This is a genomic window from Parabacteroides sp. AF39-10AC (assembly GCF_003635405.1).
Lineage (GTDB): Bacteria > Bacteroidota > Bacteroidia > Bacteroidales > Tannerellaceae > Parabacteroides > Parabacteroides distasonis.
In genome coordinates, this window is the sequence record NZ_QTLP01000005.1 from 226,098 (window position 1) to 247,079 (window position 20,982).

Genomic DNA, 20,982 nt, shown 5'->3' on the forward strand with positions numbered 1-20,982 from the left:
ACTGTATCGTTTTATACTAAGAATCTGCAAAAATATTCATTTTTACCGAATATCAAAAATATATCACTTATTCACTGCCTCTATTTTGCCTAACTCTACGTACCAAAGGTATCCATCGACCCGCTCGAAACCCATTTTACGAATTAATTGCAGGTAATTTCTTACCTGATTAGGATGGCGCTTATCTTGCCGTTCGCCAAATTTATAATCCACGACAATTACCTTGTTATCTTTTATCATCACCCGGTCCGGGCGTTTAGACAAGCCTTTACCGAACAGGATATCCACTTCATTCAAGACACGGGCGGAACCATCATACCAAGCCTTTACCTCCTCCGCTTGCAATAATTCTTCCAGACGGCTGATCAACTCCGCCGCTTCCTCCCGGTTAATCACCCCGGCTAACCGATAACTTTCGACCGAAGCGGGAATATCTTTCGGCGTACGTATCCGGCTCAATACCTCATGCATCAAGGTACCGTGCTTCCGCCTGGCATTATCGAAAAAGAATCCTTTCCCATGCAGGCGTAATTGTAAACGATCATCCGGGGAAACGGAATACAGGCGGCTCATGGGGATTTCCTCCAGGGTATCTTCTGCCGTTCTACCCGAAGCTGGATGCCACCATTCGCCCCTTTCAAAGGTATCATCCTCGATATCCGTCTCCACCCCCGCCCACAATAGATCGGCGATGGAAGTTATCTTCTCAACCTTACCTTCCTTGTTGATCTTCCTCGGACGGGGGGAGAATACGATCAGTTCTTCTTTCGAACGGGTAAAAGCGACGTATAAGGTGTTCAAGTTATCGATGAAAGCATGCAAGCGCTCCTTGAAATAATCCTTGGCGAAAATCGTGCTACTCAGGATCTGTCCGTAACGGACAGGAACTAAGTGCAGGCGGTCAAACGGCTTCTTCTCCGGGTGGCACCAAAGGATAACGGGCTTTGTCGGCTTATGGTCGATCTCCCAGTCCCCGAAAGGAATGATAACGACCTTAAAACCTAAGCCCTTGGATTTATGTACGGTCAAGATGCGGATAGCGTTTTGCCCATCCGGGGTAGCGATCGTCTTTCGATAACCGGTCTCGTCCCACCATCTCAAGAAACGGTTCAAATCCGCGCTTTCTTTTTGGGCGTACTCGGAAACCATATCCAGAAAGGCTTGCACGAATACCTGTTCCGTTTCCGGGAAGTAAATGGAGAAGTTACGGAAGAGCCCTTCGGTTACCTCGTACAAGGATTGCCGGGAGATAGACTGAAGGTTTTGAAAAACAGACTCGTCCGCCTCGCTCTCCCCGAATTTTCCGGTTAATACTTGATAGGCATACATCGCCAATTTCCTGTTCGTCTGGTCCTCCGGATTTCGCAAATAGCGCAATACGGCGATCAGGAAACGGACCGCCGGAGAACTACCCACAAACAGAGCATCATCGGAGATGATATCGTAATTGTACCGGTCGGACGGATGCTCTTCCTTATAGGCTAGCAACGTATCAGCCACTAAAGCGCCTTCTTGATTGGTACGCACGAGTATGGCGATGTCTTTTAGCGCGTAACCGTTATCCTGCAAGCGCTCCAAGGTAGCCGGCAAGCGCTCCATCGCCTCTTGCTCCCACTTCTTCTCCTCATCGCCGGACAAGAAATCGATCCGTACATGTCCGTCCTTCTTCTGGAAAGGGGGAGGGACACGCTGAATGCTCTTATCATAAGCGGTCATGATCTTCGTGAAAAAGGCCGTGCGTTCTTCCTCGTTTAATGAGGAGGTTTTCAACGCTTCATTATATAGATCTTGCAGGATTGCCGGAGCGGTGGTGAAGAACCCGTTATTAAACTCCACGATATGGCGGCAGCTTCGCCAATTATCCATCAGGGTTTCCTCACGGACCTGTTCCTCCTCGAAATCCCTGCGGACTTGCTCGTCCAATAGCTTCCAATCCGAGTTACGGAAACGATAAATACTTTGCTTCACATCGCCAACGATCAAGTTCGCCCTACCATTCGCCAGACTCTCCTCCACCAAGGGCCGGAAATTATTCCACTGCATGCCGCTGGTATCTTGGAACTCATCGATCATATAATGATCTACGTGCGTACCCGTCTTCTCGTAGATAAAGGGGGCGTCGCTGCCACTGATGACCTTATTCAGCAACTCGGTCGTATCGGCGATCAGCATCACATTCTTTTCTTCCCGGTAAGAGGCGATTTGCCGGGAGATATCGGTTAAGATCCCTAACGTATAATAATAACGCACGATCTCCCGGGCCGTGTTATAGGCCGTCAGGTTGGCGAACAGGGATACGATATTCTTTACGCAGGCATTCAACCCTTCCTCATATACACACCCGATGATCTGCCGGAGGCCCGGTGGAGTCGTCTTGGTCGTATAGGCCTCCGGATTATCCGGCAAAGTTTGGAATGTGGCAGTCGGCTCTTTCATCTCACCTCTCGCCAGCTTCTCGAAATAGAAAAACGGGGAACGGCTTCCCCCCTTAAAATCCGAGGGTTGTAACGCGAACTGTTTCAGCAACGCCACTCCCTCCTCTCCTAAACGTTTCGCCTCCGCCTCTACGGAGCGGATAATGGCGTATAGCTCATTCTTATAGGCATCTAGGGCCTGCTTATCCGCAATATCTTTACCGACCTCCTCGCTAAATGCCTTATAACTCTCCTTAAAGACCTCCCGGCTGAGCGACATGATATCCTTCCGCAAGCTCCAGCCGCCACCATCCTCGATCTTGTCCTCGGCGAAACGCAGCAGCCAACCTAGCAAATCCTTGCTCTCCGGCTTCTCCAGATCGGCCAGCAGGTTATCGATCGCCTCGGTCAAGACCAGTTCTTGGTCCATCTCGATGCCATAGCCGCCTTGCAAACCGATCTCGCGGGTAAAGGCACGCATCGTTTGCTGGAAAAAGCGGTCGATCGTACTGATATTAAAGGCGGAGTAATCGTGCAGGATAGCGACCAGAATCTTCCGGGCCTGCTCCCTCACCTGCCGCTCCGTCAAGGAATAGGCGGAAGAGAGTAGCTGGATATAATCGGACGCGCGGCCGGAAGCGAGGTGATAAAGTTCTTGAACGATACGGGTTTTCATCTCATCCGTCGCCTTATTCGTAAACGTCACGGCCAAGATCCGGCGGTAAGCGCCCGGCTGGGAGAAGAGTAACATCAGGTACTCCCCTGTCAATTTATGCGTCTTGCCCGCCCCGGCAGAAGCCCTATAGATTGTTAGCATAGCGATCGGGGATTAGATCGTACGGCTTTTCGAATAGCCCTCTTTCCGGAGGATATCCAACACCTTGGCACGCAGGTCCCCTTGGATGATTATCTCCCCGTCCTTCGCGGAGCCGCCTACGCCGCATTTCACTTTCAAGAGTTTCCCCAAGGCGGTCAGATCCTCGGAAGTACCCCGGAACCCGGTGATCAAGGTAACCATCTTCCCTCCCCGGTTCCGTTTGTCCAAGGAAATACGCAAAGCTTGTTTCTCCTTCGGCAACGTATCTTCCTCCTCCGTATCTCCCGTATTATATTGAAAATCGGGATTCGTGGAGTACATCACGCCTAATCGATCTTTCCTGTCGTTCGTCTTCATATCGCTCTTTTTTGAGAGCCAAAACTACGGATTTATCTTGGGATGGGCAAACGGGAATTATTCTTTCTCTCTTTCTAAAAAATCTCATCAAAAATCATCCAATCCTAACTCAATTATATATATTTGCAATTAATAATTTGTATCACTTAAATCCAATAAAGTTATGAAGAAAAAAGTTTTAAAGTTTACAGCACTAATCGGTTTAATTTTTTTCGCTCTAAACACTGATGTTTTAGCTGAAAACAGTGACGATAGCGCATGTCCTGATGACGGAGGAGGCCCGGGTATAACTTGTGGTAGATATGAGGGAGCTTGTTGGGCTCTTGACCGAATAAGCCCTATTATTTATATTCATTGCTATTTTTCAGGATGGCAAGAAGATCATTGTTATCCAGATTAACCGAATGAAAAATAGCATTTACTACTATTCGATAGTATCCATATTTCTCTTTCTTTCTTGTACGGGATGGAAAGATAAGAGAAATATGGAATCTGATATCATAACCGCAAATCTGGAAAGGAGAGATAATGTCTCCACCAAGGAACTATTTTCCGATATCCAAGTCATCCCACTGGAGACAACGCCGGAATCGCTGATCCGTGATATAACCCAGATCAAGTTTTTTGAGGGCCGATATTATATCCATGATTATCGAAGATCCCAAATCTTTGTTTTCGACCGGGAGGGACGTTTCCAATTCGCACTTAACGAAAAAGGAGACGGCCCGGGGCAGTACCTAAATCTGTCTGATTTCGCGATCGATACAGCCCGCAGGAATCTTGTAGTACTCTGCGCCGTCAGCAACGCTCTCTTTTTCTATGACCTAGGGGGTAAATTCATCGAGAAAAAGAGACTTCCCGATATCGCAGGGGCTTATAGTTCTCTACAGTTCCAAAACAAGGATACAATCGCTTTCTTTACCTATGATTATGACAATCGCCTGAAGTTCTATTCCTTATCAAAGGATAAAATAATCGATGAATATTTCCATGAAGAGAAAAAAGATATATTTTGCAAAGACGTATTTCCATTCCCACACTCTCTTTGCAGATCTTTGACTAACACGATTTACTCACTCTCAAAAACTACCTTGACAGAGCTTTATCACTGGGATTTTGGTAATTTAAATAACGACATCGAGAAATTGGAGTTTCCTTCCGGCTGGAACCAACAAGAAAAAATCCAATACGCGAAGGATGCCTATTCCTCTAAGAGTGTAAATTATGTGATAGAGTTTCATGGGCAAAATAGCAGATACCGATACGCTATGGTTGTCCGTAAAAACAAGTATATCCAGCTGTTTTATGACGGAAAAAAGCAAAGCTTGCTCCAATTCGAGCGAACCAAAGAGGGTTTGCAACTGTATCCGATCTACTTCGGAGAGGACTTTATCCTTTGCACTCCCGAGGGAGGGCTTCCTTTAGATGACATATTTCCCGAGAAACTACGGAATGAGGAGCAGCGAAGGATCATTCAATCGCATTCGGAAGAAGAGAATCCAATCTTAATTAAATATGTTTTCAAAAATGAAGATTAACGAGAATCTAATTTACATTTTCCTTTTGGGGATACTAGCTGGTATAATTTGCGTACGATGTGTGAATCACTTAAAAAAGTCCCCAAAAGATATGTATATAGACAATTTCGAATACGAGAAAGAAAGTCTGTATATCTACAAAAAGGAAGAATTAAAAAATGGGCATTATGAATGCCTCGACCAAAGGTGCTATTGGGGAACAGACTCTCTAAGTTCCTTCTCCTTAAGCAATCTATGTAATGATAAAAAGTTATTCTTTTGTTTTTCAGAAAAAACATGTCCTCCTTGTATTGACGCAGTTGTCGATATGTTAAACGAGGTTTTTACAGAAGAGGAAATAAAGACAAAAGTAGTTTTCATATCACCCGATTATCCCGCTCGATTAAGAAATGATTGCTATGGAAAAAAGCTATTGACCTTACATAATAAATATTTAGGGTTACCCATAGAACTAGAAGATTCTTTCGCTCCTTTTTTATTCATCATGAACAAAGATTTATGTGTTAAATATCTACATATCCACAATAAAGCACTGCCACAACTTACCTTAATCTATTTGGAAGAAATAAGAAAAATGTGGTAGATGATAGATGACCTCATTGGAAAGATCCCGGGACTTTGTCAAGTAAGTTTTTTTAACATCTAGCCTCCCAGAAGTTTCTACGGCTCTGTCGAGGGGTAGGTACAGGGTCCTAGAAATTCCTACGGCTCTGTCGAGGGGTGAGTACAAGGCCGTAGAAGTTCCAGCGGCCCTGTCGAGGGGTGAGTACGGGGTCCTAGAAGTTTCTAGTGCGTTATCCCGCGTTATTCCAGCCTTAAATTTGTATCGTAAGCGCTAACTCCTTACATTTGGGAGATCACAAGTTTCTTGATCATTCATTTTTAAATCTAATAGACATGAGAACAATTAAAGCTTTCAATTTGTCCCCACTTCACGTGGAGGAGGATTTCGGATTCCTGAAACAATTCCACGATGAGGCGGTAACGCTACGAGGCGGATCGGGTGGAGACTCGGAGAGCCCCGACGAGATAGCCGACGAGGTGAACCCCGTGCTGGACGGCCAGATCAGCGCGTTCGAGACCAAGTTAGACGCATTCGACGAGGCGCTGAAATCATCCAGCAGCCTGCCTTCCACAGCCTTGGCGACAGACGCTGACGTGGAGCGAGACAGCGCGTGGCGGGGCGCCAACGCTTACGTAAAGGCCATGACGGAGCATCCGGACGTAGCCACCGCCACCGCCGCTATGGAGGTCAAGAGGTTATTTGATACCTATGGCGACCCCACCAGCCTCGCCCAGACTGAGGAAAGCGGAGTGCTGCACAATCTCATCCAAGACCTCAAGGCGCTGGACGCCGAGAAAGCGCGGCTCTTGGCGCTCACCCCATGGATCAACAACCTAGAGAACAAAGAAAAAGCCTTCAAGGAGGCGGCCCAAAAAAGAACGGACGAAAAGTCGAGAGTCATCGTAGGTGTCGTGAAGCAATGCCGTTCCGAGGCAGACAACGCCTACAGGCAGCTGGTGAGCACCGTAAACGCCCTTTGCTTGATTGAGGGCGAGGAGAAATACACTACCTTCATTGATCACGTGAACGTGATGATAGACGAGCGAAAGACGATCCTACGTACCCGGTCTACTATCAACGCAAAGAAAAACAAAACGGACATGCCTGCCCAATAAATCACCCCGGCAATATGCCCCGGCGGATAAATCCCGCCGGGGTATATCCCCTATCTCCTCCCAAGAGCTTTATTTTCAGGCAAACCTCTTGCTTAATAAAGCGGAATCACTACATTTGCTGCCAGAATCACGTTCGCTACATATATCGCTTAGAATTAACGGCCATGAGAAATATCATTCTTTTTATTTTTATTATACTAACGGTCCACTTGAACATGAGTGCGCGAGGCTCCGGCGAGAAACCGTCTATAGTCGTACTGCACTCCATCAACTTTGAGGAAAGCTGGACGAAACAGACCTATCTTGATATAGAAAATAAATTCGGGAAGGAAGGGTTTACCGTAAAGGCGATTCCCTTACAGATCCCCGGTATCCGCACGATGGAAGGTTTTCAAGAGAAGAGACAAATGATCCTAGAGAGAGTACCTGTGCCACCCACCTTAGTCGTATGCATAGGAGATCCCTCTTGGCTTATCACCCGCCCGTTGTTTGACAAGGAATGGAAAGATGTTCCCTCTATCATCTGCTATGCCAGAGATAATATGTACCCGAAAGAAGAATATCTGATAGATCTGGATACCAACGCGCTCGAGACCTTAACCCCCATCACGGACGTAGTAAAAGGCTATAACGCCACTTTTATAAAATACTCAGTCTATATCAAGCAGACGATCGAGCTAATCAAAAAGCTACAACCGGGATTAACCAAGCTGGCCTTTATTTTCGACCATCGTTATATAAGTCAGCAAACGAAAGCGGATGTGGAGGCCGTGCTACGGAAAGATTTCCCGGGCATCCAATTCGAGCCGCTGTCTACGACTTCCATTTCCACCGAGAACTTATTGGACAGGTTGGCCTCTTTCGACAATAAGACCGGCGTCCTTTATTACTCATGGTACAGGACCCAGAAGGACAACGAGAATCGTTACCTAGTCGATAACGTCCAGAAAATGATTAACAGCTTCTCAGTTCCCCCCGTCTTTACCTTGCAAGACGTACAAACAAAAAACGGGAATTTCGCCGGGGGATATTATGTTTCTCCGGAGGATTACGCGCAGGTGACGGCCAACACGATCGAAATGATCCTCTCGGGAAAAGATAGCAAAGAAATCTCTACCCTGACTTCGGGAACCCCGAAGACTTACCTGAATTACCAACACCTATTGCTTCACCAAATCGATCCCGGCTTATATCCCCCAAACGCCACTTATTTCCAAGAGCCTCCCGGTTTCTTTCAGAAATACAAGGTCCATATCATAAGCCTACTCGTCATTCTGGTGTTATTGATAACGATAGGGATATTACGGGTACACCTCTTTATCCAAAAGCAAAAGGGCAAAGACAAGGAACTACGAATCGCACGCCAAGCGCAGGACTTAAACCAGAAATATCAACTCGTCTTGAAAGCCAGCAACATGATGACATGGACGTGGGACGTAAGAGCCGAGATCATAGAGTGCAATAATGTCTACCTCACCCAAAGATCCGCCCGTGACAAAGGCGTAAACGGGATATTCAAGATGTCACCCAATGAGTTCTATAGCGGCGTGTACCCGGATGACCTAGACCGGCTCCGTGATAAGATGGAAGCACTTGCCTCCGGCGAGGGCCAACCAGTAGATGAGGAAATCCGCTACCTAGACGATACGGGGGAAAACTATATATGGATAGAAATTTACGCCATCACCGGCAAGACCGATCCCGTCGGTAAACCTATCTACCTGATCGGGGGAACTGCCCTGATCCACCAACGCAAGCTGATGGAGCAGGAATTGAGGGACAAAGCGAAGGTAGAGGAATCCAACCGGCTGAAATCAGCCTTCCTAGCGAACATGAGCCACGAGATACGTACCCCGCTGAACGCTATCGTAGGGTTCTCGAACCTGCTCGCCCAAACAAACCCCTCCGAGGAGACAAAAGAATTTTGCGAGATCATCGAGACGAACAACGAACTTCTCCTTCAACTCGTGAACGATATTCTGGATCTATCGAAGATCGAGGCCGGGCAAATGGATTTCATCTATTCCGAGTTCAACGTATCCACGCTATTCCGGAGCTTATACCAGACCTTCCAAAGCCGGGTGAAAGGCGGAGTCACTCTCTATTGCGAGATACCCGAACAGGATTGTGTTATCTATTCCGAGAAGAATCGCTTGACCCAAGTGATCACCAACTTCCTCACGAACGCCTGTAAGTTCACGTTCCAAGGGTCTATCCGCATGGGATACAAGGAGAGGGAAGATGGATTATACTTTTACGTAAAAGATACCGGAAAAGGTATTGAGCGGAAGAACCTCCCGCACGTATTCGAGCGTTTCGCCAAATTCGATTCCTTTATCCAAGGAACCGGACTCGGGCTATCCATTTGCCAAACGATCCTAGAGAATCTTCACGGGAAGATCGGCGTAGAGTCGGAAGAAGGAAAAGGGAGTACTTTCTGGTTTACGATCCCATACGCTGTATCAAGACCGTAGCGTAAGCCGAGATCCCTTCCTGCCGTCCGGTGAAGCCCAGCTTCTCCGTGGTCGTAGCCTTGATAGAGATATCCTCCTCGTCCACGTTCATGACCTCGGCCAGCGTTTTCTTCATCAGAGGGATATGGGGATTCAATTTAGGGCGTTCGGCGGCTACGGTGGCATCGATATTACCCAACTCATAGCCCGCGTCTCTCAAAAGCTTCATGGTGTCACGAAGCAATATCTTGCTATCAATGTTCTTATATTCACCTGCCGTATCCGGGAAATGATAACCGATATCCCGCATATTGGCCGCTCCCAGTAAAGCGTCACAGACCGCATGGATCAGCACGTCCGCATCGCTATGTCCCAATAGGCCCAACGTATGCTCGATCTTAATCCCGCCCAGCCATAATTCCCGGTCCGGCACCAAGGCGTGGACGTCATAACCAAAACCTACACGTATCTTCATACCCATTTATCTGAAAAGGTTCTTGATTCCATCCATATCGAACGACAAGGAGAAGCGCAATGTCTGGTCCAACGGGTTACTCTGTACCGTACTGATCAGATAAGCGGCATCCAACTGGAAAACACTCATGCGGAAACCGGCACCGACCGAGAAATACTGACGGTTTCCCTGATATTTATTCTCATAGTAATAACCGCCACGAACAAAGAACTGCTGATTGTAATTATACTCCAGACCGATAGAGGCCATAATCTCCTCTAACTCGCCCTTGAAGCCATTCGGCGAGTCACCGAATGATTTGAAGATACCCGTGATCGGGGACATATTGTTATATTCATCATGTTTTTCCTTATAAGCAGCCTCATCCTCGGGAGTCGTACCTTCTTGAATAGGTTCGGTAGGAACTAAATATTTACTCAAATCCACATAGATACCGATTTGGTTATAATCATCGATCGGATACAGCAAACCGGTTCCAACCTTTAACATCGTAGGCAAGAATTGGTTGGTATTTCCGCCGTCGTAAGAGACCTTCGTACCGATATTGGAGACATTAAAACCAAAGCTCCACAGGCACTCGCTATTCCCTAAGATCACGTATTTCTCCAGATAACCGGCGATATCAGCGGCAAAAGCGTTATCCGGAACCATATCCGCATCCGACGAGGCACCCATGTCCGAACGAATATAGCGCAAGGCGACTGCCATAGAAAACACATCCGATAATTTACGGCTATAACTTACATCAAAAGCCATCTCATAAGGATTCAATATGAGCTGATTACCCATTCCTCCATCCCGGCTTTCCTGTACTTCTCCTAAAGAGAAATAACGCAAAGAAGCTCCGATCGCCTGCATATCGCTATCGCCTAATTTATAATAACCGGCCAGATACGCTAAAGCCACATCATTCACCAATTTACGTAACCAAGGCGTATAGGATAAAGCGACTCCGGCCTTACTATAGCTAAAAGCATACTTAGCCGGGTTCCAGTATTGGGAATTCACATCCGGCGTAGTAGCCACACCGTTATCACCCATAGCACCTCCGCGAGCGTCGGGCGCGATAGACAAAGACGGTATCGCCGTATTAATCGGGGCGAATTTATGTTTAACATCGTCTGCGCCTCCTTGGGCATATAAAGCCGTAAATGCCGTCAAAAAGCTGAAAACCGCTAGTAACAGACTGAATCTTGAAACTCTTACCATATATTCTATTCTAAAAATACATTTACATTTATCATTCCTAGAGGGTAATAAACATACCCCCATGCTTATTATAAACTAATTACCCGATACTTTATTGTGCGAGAATGATTAATTTATTCGCTTTCGTCGCCTCTTTCGAGTTATTCGTACTAATCGCCGCCCGATACAGATAAACTCCCGGGCGCAACCGCCTGCCACCGTTATCCGTCAAGTTCCAAGTTACGATATAAGCCTTAAACAACTCGGAGGAACCGCTCTTCTCGGTACTCCATAGGAACTTACCGGTCATATCATAAACCATAACCGTCACCTTTAAGTTCGACTCCGGACGATTGTGATGCAGAAAGAATTCCACTTGATCCCGTGCCGGATTCGGGGTGGCATACATCTCGATCAGATTAGGTTTCAACCCTTCCGCCACCTCAAAAGTAAAGGTATAGGTCGTGGAGTTATTTAAGATATCCCACACCTTAAACTCGGCCGTATGCATTCCCGGCTCCAGCTCGGGGATGGAGAACTGGACAAGTCCTTCCCCTTCTTTATCGGGTAATAGTGCATAGTAATTATTCAAGTTATAACTCATGGAAGGCATACTGTCGACCGTCAGCATGATATCATGCCCTACACTACTACCTGTTATATTCACACCGCTCTTGTCCCACAGCCTAGCGACAAAATAAGGAGTCGTATTCACTTGATCACCCTCTACAAAACTAGAATCATTCAAGTAAATCTGCCGGATCTCAGGGCCGATCGTATCTGCCTCCGCATTATCAGCGGTACCGCCAACGATATAATTCAAGAAAGATCCTTGTGCCTCATGCTTGTTCACCTCATCCGAGGCGTAGAGATTCAGTTTTCCCTGCTTATTCGAATAAGAGATATCTTTCGGTACCATAAATGTAAAACTAAATTTTCCTTGCCGTACCGAATCTTGCCCGATATAGATCGTATTCGGGTAATCTGTGTAAGAGAAGCGGACCGTATCTCCTTTTTCATTCGTATTATTGCCCAAGGTGGTCAATGAAGCTTTACTATCCAGCACCGTAGCATTTAGGATACCGGTAAAATCGTTAGCCAAGCCCTCTTTCGTATCTAAGATCTCTCCCTCCACCGTTATTTTCTCCAAAGCCTTAAACGTAAAAGGCTCATCTGATATGGCCTTGCCGTTCACGGCTGTCACTTGCGCCTTATACTCCGGATAGGAGATTCTCAAAGCAGGGTCACCTATCAAAATAAAATTAAGTTTATTGATACCAGACAGTTTCCGCTTGGTCTCCATCATGGCCTCGCCCAAGGTACGGGCCCGTCCGTCACTCTCCCTCTCAAAGAGATTGCGGTAAAGTTCCTTATTCAGTGCCGAGTTACCGCTAGATACAACCACACGGGTTGTCGTAAACAATGCGATCCCTCCACTTTTCGCATTCAAGAAAACAGATTCTCCCGCCGAGGTATTCACGTCATCGAAACGGGTAAAATCGCAAGTCGCCGTCACCCAAATGGGTAGTTTCGTATAAGTAGATTGTAAGATATCCGTCTGTGTCCACACGTATTCGTCAGACCAAGCGGTCGTATTACCATGCCCCGTATAGTTAATCAACAGTTGCCCTTTCTTCAATAATTCAGAGATCCGCTTACGTACATCCGGATACGTTCCGCTATTATCTCGCTTAAACGCATCGAAATAAACTTTATTCGTTAGGAAAGCCCCATGATTTTCCTCTATAAACCGGGCCAGCTCATCAGCTTGTTCCGCATGACTACTCGTATAGTGATCCGCATTGTTACCATCATCCGCCACGAAGGTGATTTGGTTTTTCCAGCCGCCTCTGTCCTCGTTCCGCATATAACCGATTACCTTATCTACCATTTGGGTAGCCTCCGTTACCGTCCGCACGGGGAAACGTCCTACACCTATGCAAATACTGTTCGGCTTATCAAGTGCCTCCTCGGATACATTATCCAATAGCCCATAATAATCATCCGTTACATACGAGAAATTAGAATTATAGAACAATCCTGAATATTCAAACAAGGACGCTCTCGACTGATAGGTCAGCAACATATTATCCCTTGCTATATTTTTCACGTCCGAGCAAATTCCCCGGTTGTCGTAAATACCATCGCCAAACAATAACAGGTATTTTGGAGCGTTACCGGCAGACACGCTACGATCGTAGAACATTTTCATGAACCGGCGGTAAGCGGTAGCGTCAGGCGCACCGCTTGAGAACTCATTATAAATCGACTGAGGATCCACGACTTCCACGGTCAATCCGTCTGTTGCCCGGTGTTCCTCCGCCAACCGTTCCGCTTGCGTTTGGAAAGCTTTAGCCGCTATGATGATCATGTCTTTTTGCTCCAAGGCATGTAGGTTTTGATTCTCCACCTCACCGACAACCTCCGGAGAGATAAAGCTCTGATCCGTCCGTACCAAAACGAACTCCCGTAAGGTACCGGCAGGAATAGAGAAAGTAAGTTCGGAGCCATTCAATTCCGTCTCCATCAGTCTTACCCGCTGAGCATCCGTCACATCAAAGACCAAGGTATTCGCGTTTGCGCCCTGTACCACGAACCGGGAAACATTTCCGATAGAAGCTATACTACGAAAAAAAGTATAGGCCCCATACGGCTGCAAAGTCCTCTTAAAATGTAACCGAACGTAATTTAACCGTACATTGTTATGAGAAGCCGAATTATAAGACACGACCACACTGTTTTTCTCACTCTTCTCGCCTTTCCATACCGCCGTGCTTACCCCTCCTAGCGCCTTCACATATTCCTCTCTATTCGAGCGGATCGAAACGTCCAGAACATTAGACTGATTAATACTCAAAGAAGCGACTCCCGTACCGGAAGTGACTTTGGATACAAAGCTCATGGTTACCTTAGCGTCTTCATTCGTGATTCCCGGAATTGAAGAGAATGTTGATAGGGTTCGGGGGGTAGCTCCGCTAAAATCTTCCCCATACAGCTCCCTACCCGATTTCGCCAACGATACTAATTCTTGCTCATGCACCAAATAATCATCGTAAGTCGTGATCCGATTAGTCGCGCCACTCGCTTGAGCCACGGAAGTCATATCATTCGTCGGAGTGGCATCGGTCACAAAATAATAGCCATACAATGAATAAGGATTATTCGTATGCACGAATGTCTGGCTCGACGAGTCATACTCCCATTTAACCGGCCCTTTCCCGTAGAATAACAGGTAATCACTCCCACGCCAAACCGGTGTAGAAGGGACATCATCGATATATTCCTTACTGAAATCCTCATCCAAGGGCCATCCTCCATAGCCATGGACAGAGACTTTCGATGGGTCCGAGAAACCCATATTCTTCAAATCCGCATAGGATAATTTGTAGATTCCGGTCTTATCCACCCGGATCTTCACCCATTTCCCCTCCGATAACAGGGATTTAGAAGCATAACGGCTACCATCCGCCCATGTATATGAGCAAAGTAATAAACCTATAATGAATATATATATTAATCTTCTCATCTCACATAAAAATCCAGAAGCTTCCGCTCGCCAAGATATCCCTCCAGATGATCGTCGATCTTCACGGGACCTACGCCAGCAGGTGTTCCGGTATAAATCAAATCGCCTATTTTCAGCGTAAAGAAGCGACTTACGTACGCGATAATCTTATCTACCGAAAACAGCATATTCGAGGTATTGCCTTCCTGTACCTTCGAGCCATTGATATCCAGATGGAACGGAAGCCGGTTTACATCCCCCGCTTGCTCCAGCGGAATAAAGGTCCCGATCACAGCCGAATTATCAAACGCCTTACTAATCTCCCACGGTAGCCCTTGCGCACGCAATTTATTCTGCAAATCCCGTGCCGTGAAATCAATACCGACCGTAACCTCATTGTAATAACGATGAGCGAAACGCTCGGCTATATTTTTCCCCAAACGGTCTATCCGTACCACGATCTCCGTCTCATAATGAACTTCCGATGAGAAATCCGGAATAAAAAACGGTTTCCCATCTTTCAACAAAGAGGAGTCCGACTTCATAAAAATAGTAGGCTCTGATAATTCTAACGAATGATGCAGCTCTTTATTGTGAGCGGCATAGTTCATTCCAACGGCGATAATCTTCATATTTTAGTGATTCATTGAGTTCAATCGATTAAACATAACAGCTAAATGCGCATACATAGAAGTATTCTGGACTACGATATGTTCCGGCACCCGTATACGGAAGGGGGTAAAATTCCAAAGAGCCTTGATTCCTCCCTCGATAATCCGGTCTGTCACCTCCTGCGCTTTCTCCACCGGCACGGTGATCACCCCGATCGTCGCGCCATATTCTTTCTGCTTGGCAGGAAAATCATCCATATGAAAAACGGGAATGCCATTAATCATGTTCCCGTCCAAATCCTCACGAACATCAAAGCCCGCCACGATCTCCAATCCATATTGACTTAGTCCGGTGTCATGCAACAAAGAAGCGCCCAGACTCCCTACCCCAAACAGAAATGCCTTATGCTGGGATGTAAAACCGAGGAAATCCTCCAGTACGTCAACCAATGCGTTAATATCGTATCCCACTCTCGTCTTCCCGGAGATATTCACAAAAGAGAGATCTTTAGCGACCTGACTAGGATCTACATTTATCTCCTTAGCGATCTGGGTGGATGAGATAAACGTTTCCCCTTTTCCTTTCATCAACTTTACAAACGCAAGATACCACGGCAACCTCCTTAACGTAGGTTCCGGCACTTTCCATGCCTGTTTTATATCATCGCTGGCCATTGTCTAATTCTCCTATTCATGTATAACATTCGTGCAAGCCTACAAAAGTACAAAATTAAAAAGATTCACCAAAAAAGCCCCGATCGAGAAACTGTATTTAACTACCACCTTAACAGTGGTCTCACATTCAACAATCACGGCTTCGATACCGGCAAGTATGACGATCCTAGCGTTGTCGGTAATAAAAACTGTCTCTACGATCCTTTTTCCCGTATAAACCTGGGAGGCATTCGAATCTTTTGTATTTTTACGCAAAAGTTTCGAGATATCCAAAACCATAGCACAGATTTAGGTATCATCCACTTTTAACTAAAGTGTTCACACAAAAACTTCAATTATGACAAAGAAAGAAGCTATCAAGATTTTCGAAGAGAAAAAAGTACGTACAGTCTGGGACGATGAAACAGAGGAATGGTTTTTCTCTATAGTAGACGTTGTAAGTATCCTCACCGAAAGTGTGGATGGAAGGAAATATTGGAATAAACTCAAACAAAGGCTAAAAGCTGAAGGTAGTGAGTTGGTGACAAATTGTCACCAACTGAAATTACCTTCTACCGACGGGAAATACTACAAAACCGACGTAGCTACGACAGAACAGCTGTTCCGGCTTATCCAATCCATCCCGTCTCCTAAAGCAGAACCTTTCAAGTTATGGATGGCCCAAGTGGCAAAAGAGCGATTGGATGAAATGCAAGACCCCGAGTTAACGATAGATCGAGCCATGAGGGAATATAAAGCGTTGGGGTACTCGGATAATTGGATTAATCAACGCCTTAAAAGCATCGAGATACGCAAGGACCTAACCGATGAATGGAAACGGCACGGACTACAAGAGGGTATTCAGTTCGCTACCCTTACAGATATCATCTATCAAACGTGGGCCGGTAAAACTTCCAAAGAATATAAACAATTCAAAGGTCTGAAAAAAGAGAGCTTACGAGACAATATGACCAATACGGAACTTGCTCTTAATATGCTTGCCGAAGCAGCTACCACTGAATTGTCCAAAGAAAAGAATCCGCAACATCTCGAAGAACACGAAGTTATCGCCAAACAAGGAGGAAAAGCAGCAGAGGCCGCCCGCAAACAACTTGAAAGCGATTTAGGCCACTCGGTAATCTCTCCCCTCAACGCTAGAACCGGATTGAGACTTAAAGATAAAAACGACAAAGAATAGGCAAAAAGCCCCGATCGAGAAACCGACCGGGGCTTATTCTTTTTCCGCTTTCTTGCCTCACGGAAATACTGACGGAGAGCTTTAATTTTTTACTTTAGTATTAATATCCCCGCATGTTCAACCTCTCGGTTTACTTGAAGACGAATCTCCGCACGGGAATTTTAGAATTATATATCTTTATTATTTAACTACCACCTTAACAGCTTCCTCACCATCAACAGCTACGGCTACGATACCAGCAGGTACGGCGATTGTAGCGTTATCAGATGTAAGAATAGTCTCAGCAACTACCTTACCTAAGATATTGGTGATTACTACAGACTTACCAGCTGCGCCTTGGATAGTCACGGCACCGTTAGTAGCTACTACAGATACGCCTTCTACGGATACCTCATCATTAGAAGTTACCATATCATCCTTTTCTGTCGGGCGAACAGCATTGAAGATCAAAGCACCGTCAGAACCAGTCTTAGCCGCATCAAATTTAGAATCACCACGAGTCAATACCAAGCAACCATTCTGCATCTTCAACCATGCGGCATATTCAGGAGCGATTGAGCCAGACTGAGCCTCTTGGAAGCCCTTTGTTGCTTTTCCGTCAGTAGAAACACCTGCTACTGTTGCATTTGTAGACTTATAGCCTGTTTTCTCATAGATGTTAGATTCGAACAAGAACTCATTGTTCACACCTTCACCTTCGCCTCCTTCAATATAAGCCTTGGCAGCCTCTAACGGATTTACATAACGGAATGACCAAGTTACGTTCTTGTGATTATCACCAGTTAAGTCAACAATGAAGCGCTCGCACTTCGTTGCCTTATAGTTAGCGAAGATCTCAGCGGTATCAATCTTAGCCGGTTCAACTTTCTCGAAACCATTCGTTAATACGACTAAAGAATCGCCAACCTTAACAGCTCTCACGAATCCTACGCGAGTGTAACCACCCTTGATATCCATGTATGGAGCTTCCATGTCATTAATCATAGCGGAGTCACCGAAACTTACCAAATACTTACCATACGTGAAGCCTAAGGTCTTGTGAGTAGCATGAACACATTCGTATGGATCCGTTGTCGGAGTTCCGTCCGGCTTGATGTGAGGACCAGCCTCAGTACAAGGATGAGTCACGATGTTTAAATCTTGATCTTGACGATCAACAGAGATCAAGTATTGTGGTTTGATATAACCTTTACCACGATTTACCCAAGCCGTATCAATATTGAACACCAACTTACCTTTTGCTTTATCCCGGTTCCAGATACCTGCGTAATCAACGGTTTCTGAAGTCAAGTTAGGATTCCACTCATCCATCAAGTATTCTTGACGGATCTTCTCAACGAAAATCAAGCTATCAGCAGCATCGTCGGCCTTCTCACCTATGACGGCATTGTTGAAACGGCGATACAACGGGGTCTTATCTGCTTCTACCGTGAAGGCAGATGTACGAGTCTCGTTCAAGATCTGAACTTTCAATACGGCGCTCTTACCGTCATCAGCAGTACCAACCTTATGAGTTGCCTTGTCAAACTCAGCACTTGCGCTTTGGATGATAGCACCAGCCCACTTATAATTAGAAACTGAAACGTCTTGGCCTTGCGCATTTACATATTTTACAACTTCGCCTTTGTCATTCTTTACCTCGTAGGCATAGATAACTTTTCCATCAGAAGCTACCCATTTCGGAGCAGACTCTACAATCGCATAGAAATGTTTAGCATTATAATGATTATTTTCCTTGAAGAAGAATGTATCAACAACATAAGGAGTTACCTTATAATTATTAACACCCATAGAGTACTTCTCACCGTAAGCCTCAACCAAAGACTTCGCACCGTCTACAGTCTTGACTACATAGTTCGTTCTCTCCAAACGTGCGATGCCTAAACGAGCCAATGCTTTACCTTCCGGAGTATCCTTATCTTTACCGTAACCATAACCGTATCCAGCAGTAGAACCTTCTTCCAACATGTAGCGGCTTGCCGTTTCTTTCACATAGTTTACAGAATCCTTATCTGCTCCGTTGGCCATCCAATAGCTATCCGTAAACGGATTCAAATAGTTAAATACATACTTATTAACCAATAAAGAATCTGTCGGGATATAACGATAGCCTAATTTCTTATCACCTAAGATATTCTTATCCGTGATACGAGTGAAAGTAGCTTTATTCAAGACTTTATCAATAGTAGTACCCACTGCCGTACCTATGATATCACCATCCTCATTTAAAGTTAATTGAACAGAATTCGCATACAATTCGGGGAACTCACGGTTAACGAACTTTACAGGAGAAGTAGCCTTTGCCTTATCTGCCGTATAAACCTTTGTTACAACCCATTGATAAGCTGGCATGTGCATCGGATCTTGCTCATCCAAAGTAATCCATTGAGCCTCGTTCGCAGCATTGTTATCATTTAAGTGGATAGGAGCGGCCAAAACTTGTCCCTTATCATTCTTGATAATATACAAACCCTCGTCCAAGGATGTCTTGTTATTAGATGCGACACAACCATTAATACCGAAACTAATCTGTGTATTGATAGCCTTGGTACCGATCGTGACAATACGATCGGCTACCGTATAGTTTTGTAACTTAACGAATAATTGATCCGCATCGGAGTTTGCGTCTGCCGCCTGTTTGCCATCGCAATAAATATCATGGTAGTTTGAACCATATTTCACTTTGGTGGCATCTTTCCAATACCCTCTTTCAGCGGTAGGTTTCTGCGTATCCCTAACACGAGCTTCTTTTACTTGAATAAACAAGCTATCAGCAGAAGGACGATAAGTGAATAGGAACTTATGTTGCTGTGAAATATCATCCGCATCACCCGTTACCGTAAGCGCATCTGCATATTTCTCAACATTCGTATCAGACCATCCGAATTTCAAGAACTCGATACCCACACCGTTAGCGGCTGTATCGACCTTCAAGTAAGTCTTCTTATCTTTTTCGTCTTTCTTAACGACATAAACGAAATTCTTTCCATCAGCGGTTACACCATCGGCCACCTTTGCTTCAATTTGAGAAGCAGAGAATGGGTTGACATCCGCATTAGCATCCAAATGGAAATTCAATACGTCTTTGTTGTTTTTCAAATAAGCGTTGATCTCATTAGCGCTCAATACATAAGTACCGGCGTTCCAAACAGTAAATTTCAATGCATCTTGAGCGTCACCTGTTTTGTCCTCGGCATCAGAAGCCATTACTTTTTTAGCTTTAACCTCATCGCCTTCACCAAACAAAATATAAGCATAATCAGAATCGATGTAAGTAAACAACTCCTTATCGGGTCTTAAACCACCCTTAGTTGGATCTTTCTCGTAACTACTCTTTGTCCAAGTTGAAGAAAAAGCCCAACCACCGAAAGAAGAACCTACATTGCTTGTCTCTGTATCAAATGCCAAAATAGCGCCAGTCTTCTTATTGATGAAATCGAAGATAGGGTTCTTTCCTTGGCTCTCTGTCTCAGTGATAGAGATACACCATAAAGAAGATTCAACATCCGTAAGATCAGAAGGAGCAACCAATTTGTACTTATCATTTTCCACGATAAGGACTTTGTCGTTTGCTTTCAATTGGAACATTCCTTTAGGAGTGGCAGACTCAAAATAGGGTACTGCCGCCGCCCCCACTCCTGAAATAGAAGTAAGAGCATCAATATGCTCAGCCTGTGCAGGAGTTTGAGCATTCAATGTGAATGCGGAAACCAGCAGACCAGCACACAAAAGTGTAGAAAACTTTTTGTTCATAATACTGAAATTAATATTAATACTAGTGTTTATTAAGATAATCAAATACTTAGCCCTACTAAACCGATCCCTAAACCATACAAAACGACTAGTCTAAACGATCGATTAAATCTTGCGTTTTTTTGATGCCTAAACGCACAGTTCGTTGAAGGAATCGCTTGTTTCGTAAAGGATAACCTATCCTATTGATAAGAAAGAGAATAAGCGGTAAAAAAATAGCCCGGAAGGGTTGCAAGTATCGAAGAAACGCGTACCTTTGCAAATGACTAAAAGAATCGATCGTTTAGACTAGTCGTTTTCATACTCCAAATATCATTTCAATCTATTATTCATCAACTT

At 45.2% G+C, this 20,982-nt stretch carries 14 protein-coding genes; 6 read left to right on the forward strand and 8 right to left on the reverse strand.

Going from position 1 to position 20,982, the window contains the following annotated elements; translation table 11 throughout:
• Positions 1 to 63: 63 nt before the first annotated feature.
• Positions 64 to 3,231 (reverse strand): exodeoxyribonuclease V subunit beta, encoded by a 3,168-nt coding sequence (locus DW033_RS06630; protein WP_122382573.1) that lies wholly within the window; start codon positions 3,229 to 3,231, stop codon positions 64 to 66.
• A gap of 12 nt (positions 3,232 to 3,243) precedes the next feature.
• The gene (locus DW033_RS06635) at positions 3,244 to 3,588 is read right to left on the reverse strand and encodes a translation initiation factor (RefSeq protein ID WP_122382574.1); all 345 of its coding nucleotides are present in this window, start codon (positions 3,586 to 3,588) and stop codon (positions 3,244 to 3,246) included.
• 163 nt (positions 3,589 to 3,751) lie between these two features.
• Here DW033_RS06635 and DW033_RS06640 point away from each other — a divergent pair, with 163 nt between their 5' ends.
• From DW033_RS06640 to DW033_RS06660, 5 genes are all read left to right on the forward strand, one after another.
• On the forward strand, positions 3,752 to 3,988 hold the full coding sequence (locus DW033_RS06640) for a hypothetical protein (RefSeq protein ID WP_005866796.1): 237 nt from the start codon (positions 3,752 to 3,754) through the stop codon (positions 3,986 to 3,988).
• Positions 3,989 to 3,992: 4 nt separating this feature from the next.
• Positions 3,993 to 5,126 (forward strand): 6-bladed beta-propeller, encoded by a 1,134-nt coding sequence (locus tag DW033_RS06645; protein WP_008778466.1) that lies wholly within the window; start codon positions 3,993 to 3,995, stop codon positions 5,124 to 5,126.
• A 91-nt stretch (positions 5,127 to 5,217) separates the two neighbouring features.
• Positions 5,218 to 5,709, forward strand: a complete 492-nt coding sequence (locus DW033_RS06650) for a hypothetical protein (RefSeq protein ID WP_227793681.1) — start codon at positions 5,218 to 5,220, stop codon at positions 5,707 to 5,709.
• A gap of 314 nt (positions 5,710 to 6,023) precedes the next feature.
• Positions 6,024 to 6,806 carry a DUF6261 family protein gene (locus tag DW033_RS06655; protein WP_005866789.1) on the forward strand — a complete coding sequence of 261 codons (783 nt, stop codon included), beginning with the start codon at positions 6,024 to 6,026 and terminating at the stop codon, positions 6,804 to 6,806.
• 164 nt (positions 6,807 to 6,970) lie between these two features.
• Positions 6,971 to 9,280: a PAS domain-containing sensor histidine kinase gene (locus DW033_RS06660; RefSeq protein WP_199712364.1), complete on the forward strand. Its 2,310-nt coding sequence runs from the start codon at positions 6,971 to 6,973 to the stop codon at positions 9,278 to 9,280.
• Here the strand turns inward: DW033_RS06660 and ispF are convergent.
• The 5 genes from ispF to DW033_RS06685 form a co-directional block, all read right to left on the reverse strand.
• Positions 9,249 to 9,734, reverse strand: a complete 486-nt coding sequence (gene ispF, locus DW033_RS06665) for a 2-C-methyl-D-erythritol 2,4-cyclodiphosphate synthase (RefSeq protein WP_005866785.1) — start codon at positions 9,732 to 9,734, stop codon at positions 9,249 to 9,251. The genes DW033_RS06660 and ispF overlap by 32 nt on opposite strands.
• 6 nt (positions 9,735 to 9,740) lie before the next feature.
• Positions 9,741 to 10,943 (reverse strand): type IX secretion system outer membrane channel protein PorV, encoded by a 1,203-nt coding sequence (gene porV / locus DW033_RS06670; protein ID WP_005861221.1) that lies wholly within the window; start codon positions 10,941 to 10,943, stop codon positions 9,741 to 9,743.
• 91 nt (positions 10,944 to 11,034) lie between these two features.
• Complete coding sequence (gene porU / locus DW033_RS06675) at positions 11,035 to 14,448, reverse strand: type IX secretion system sortase PorU (RefSeq protein ID WP_122382575.1); 3,414 nt, start codon at positions 14,446 to 14,448, stop codon at positions 11,035 to 11,037.
• Positions 14,445 to 15,059, reverse strand: coding sequence for a fumarylacetoacetate hydrolase family protein (locus DW033_RS06680; protein WP_005861219.1), 615 nt, complete (start codon positions 15,057 to 15,059; stop codon positions 14,445 to 14,447). Before DW033_RS06680 ends, porU begins: the two co-directional genes overlap by 4 nt.
• A gap of 3 nt (positions 15,060 to 15,062) precedes the next feature.
• Positions 15,063 to 15,713, reverse strand: coding sequence for a redox-sensing transcriptional repressor Rex (locus DW033_RS06685; protein WP_022192530.1), 651 nt, complete (start codon positions 15,711 to 15,713; stop codon positions 15,063 to 15,065).
• Between the two features lie 337 nt (positions 15,714 to 16,050).
• Here DW033_RS06685 and DW033_RS06695 point away from each other — a divergent pair, with 337 nt between their 5' ends.
• The gene (locus DW033_RS06695) at positions 16,051 to 16,890 is read left to right on the forward strand and encodes a Bro-N domain-containing protein (RefSeq protein WP_057326026.1); all 840 of its coding nucleotides are present in this window, start codon (positions 16,051 to 16,053) and stop codon (positions 16,888 to 16,890) included.
• Positions 16,891 to 17,070: 180 nt separating this feature from the next.
• On the opposite strand, the gene DW033_RS06700 is transcribed toward DW033_RS06695, so the two are convergent.
• Positions 17,071 to 20,643 carry a DUF6383 domain-containing protein gene (locus tag DW033_RS06700; RefSeq protein WP_122382576.1) on the reverse strand — a complete coding sequence of 1,191 codons (3,573 nt, stop codon included), beginning with the start codon at positions 20,641 to 20,643 and terminating at the stop codon, positions 17,071 to 17,073.
• Positions 20,644 to 20,982 lie beyond the last annotated feature (339 nt).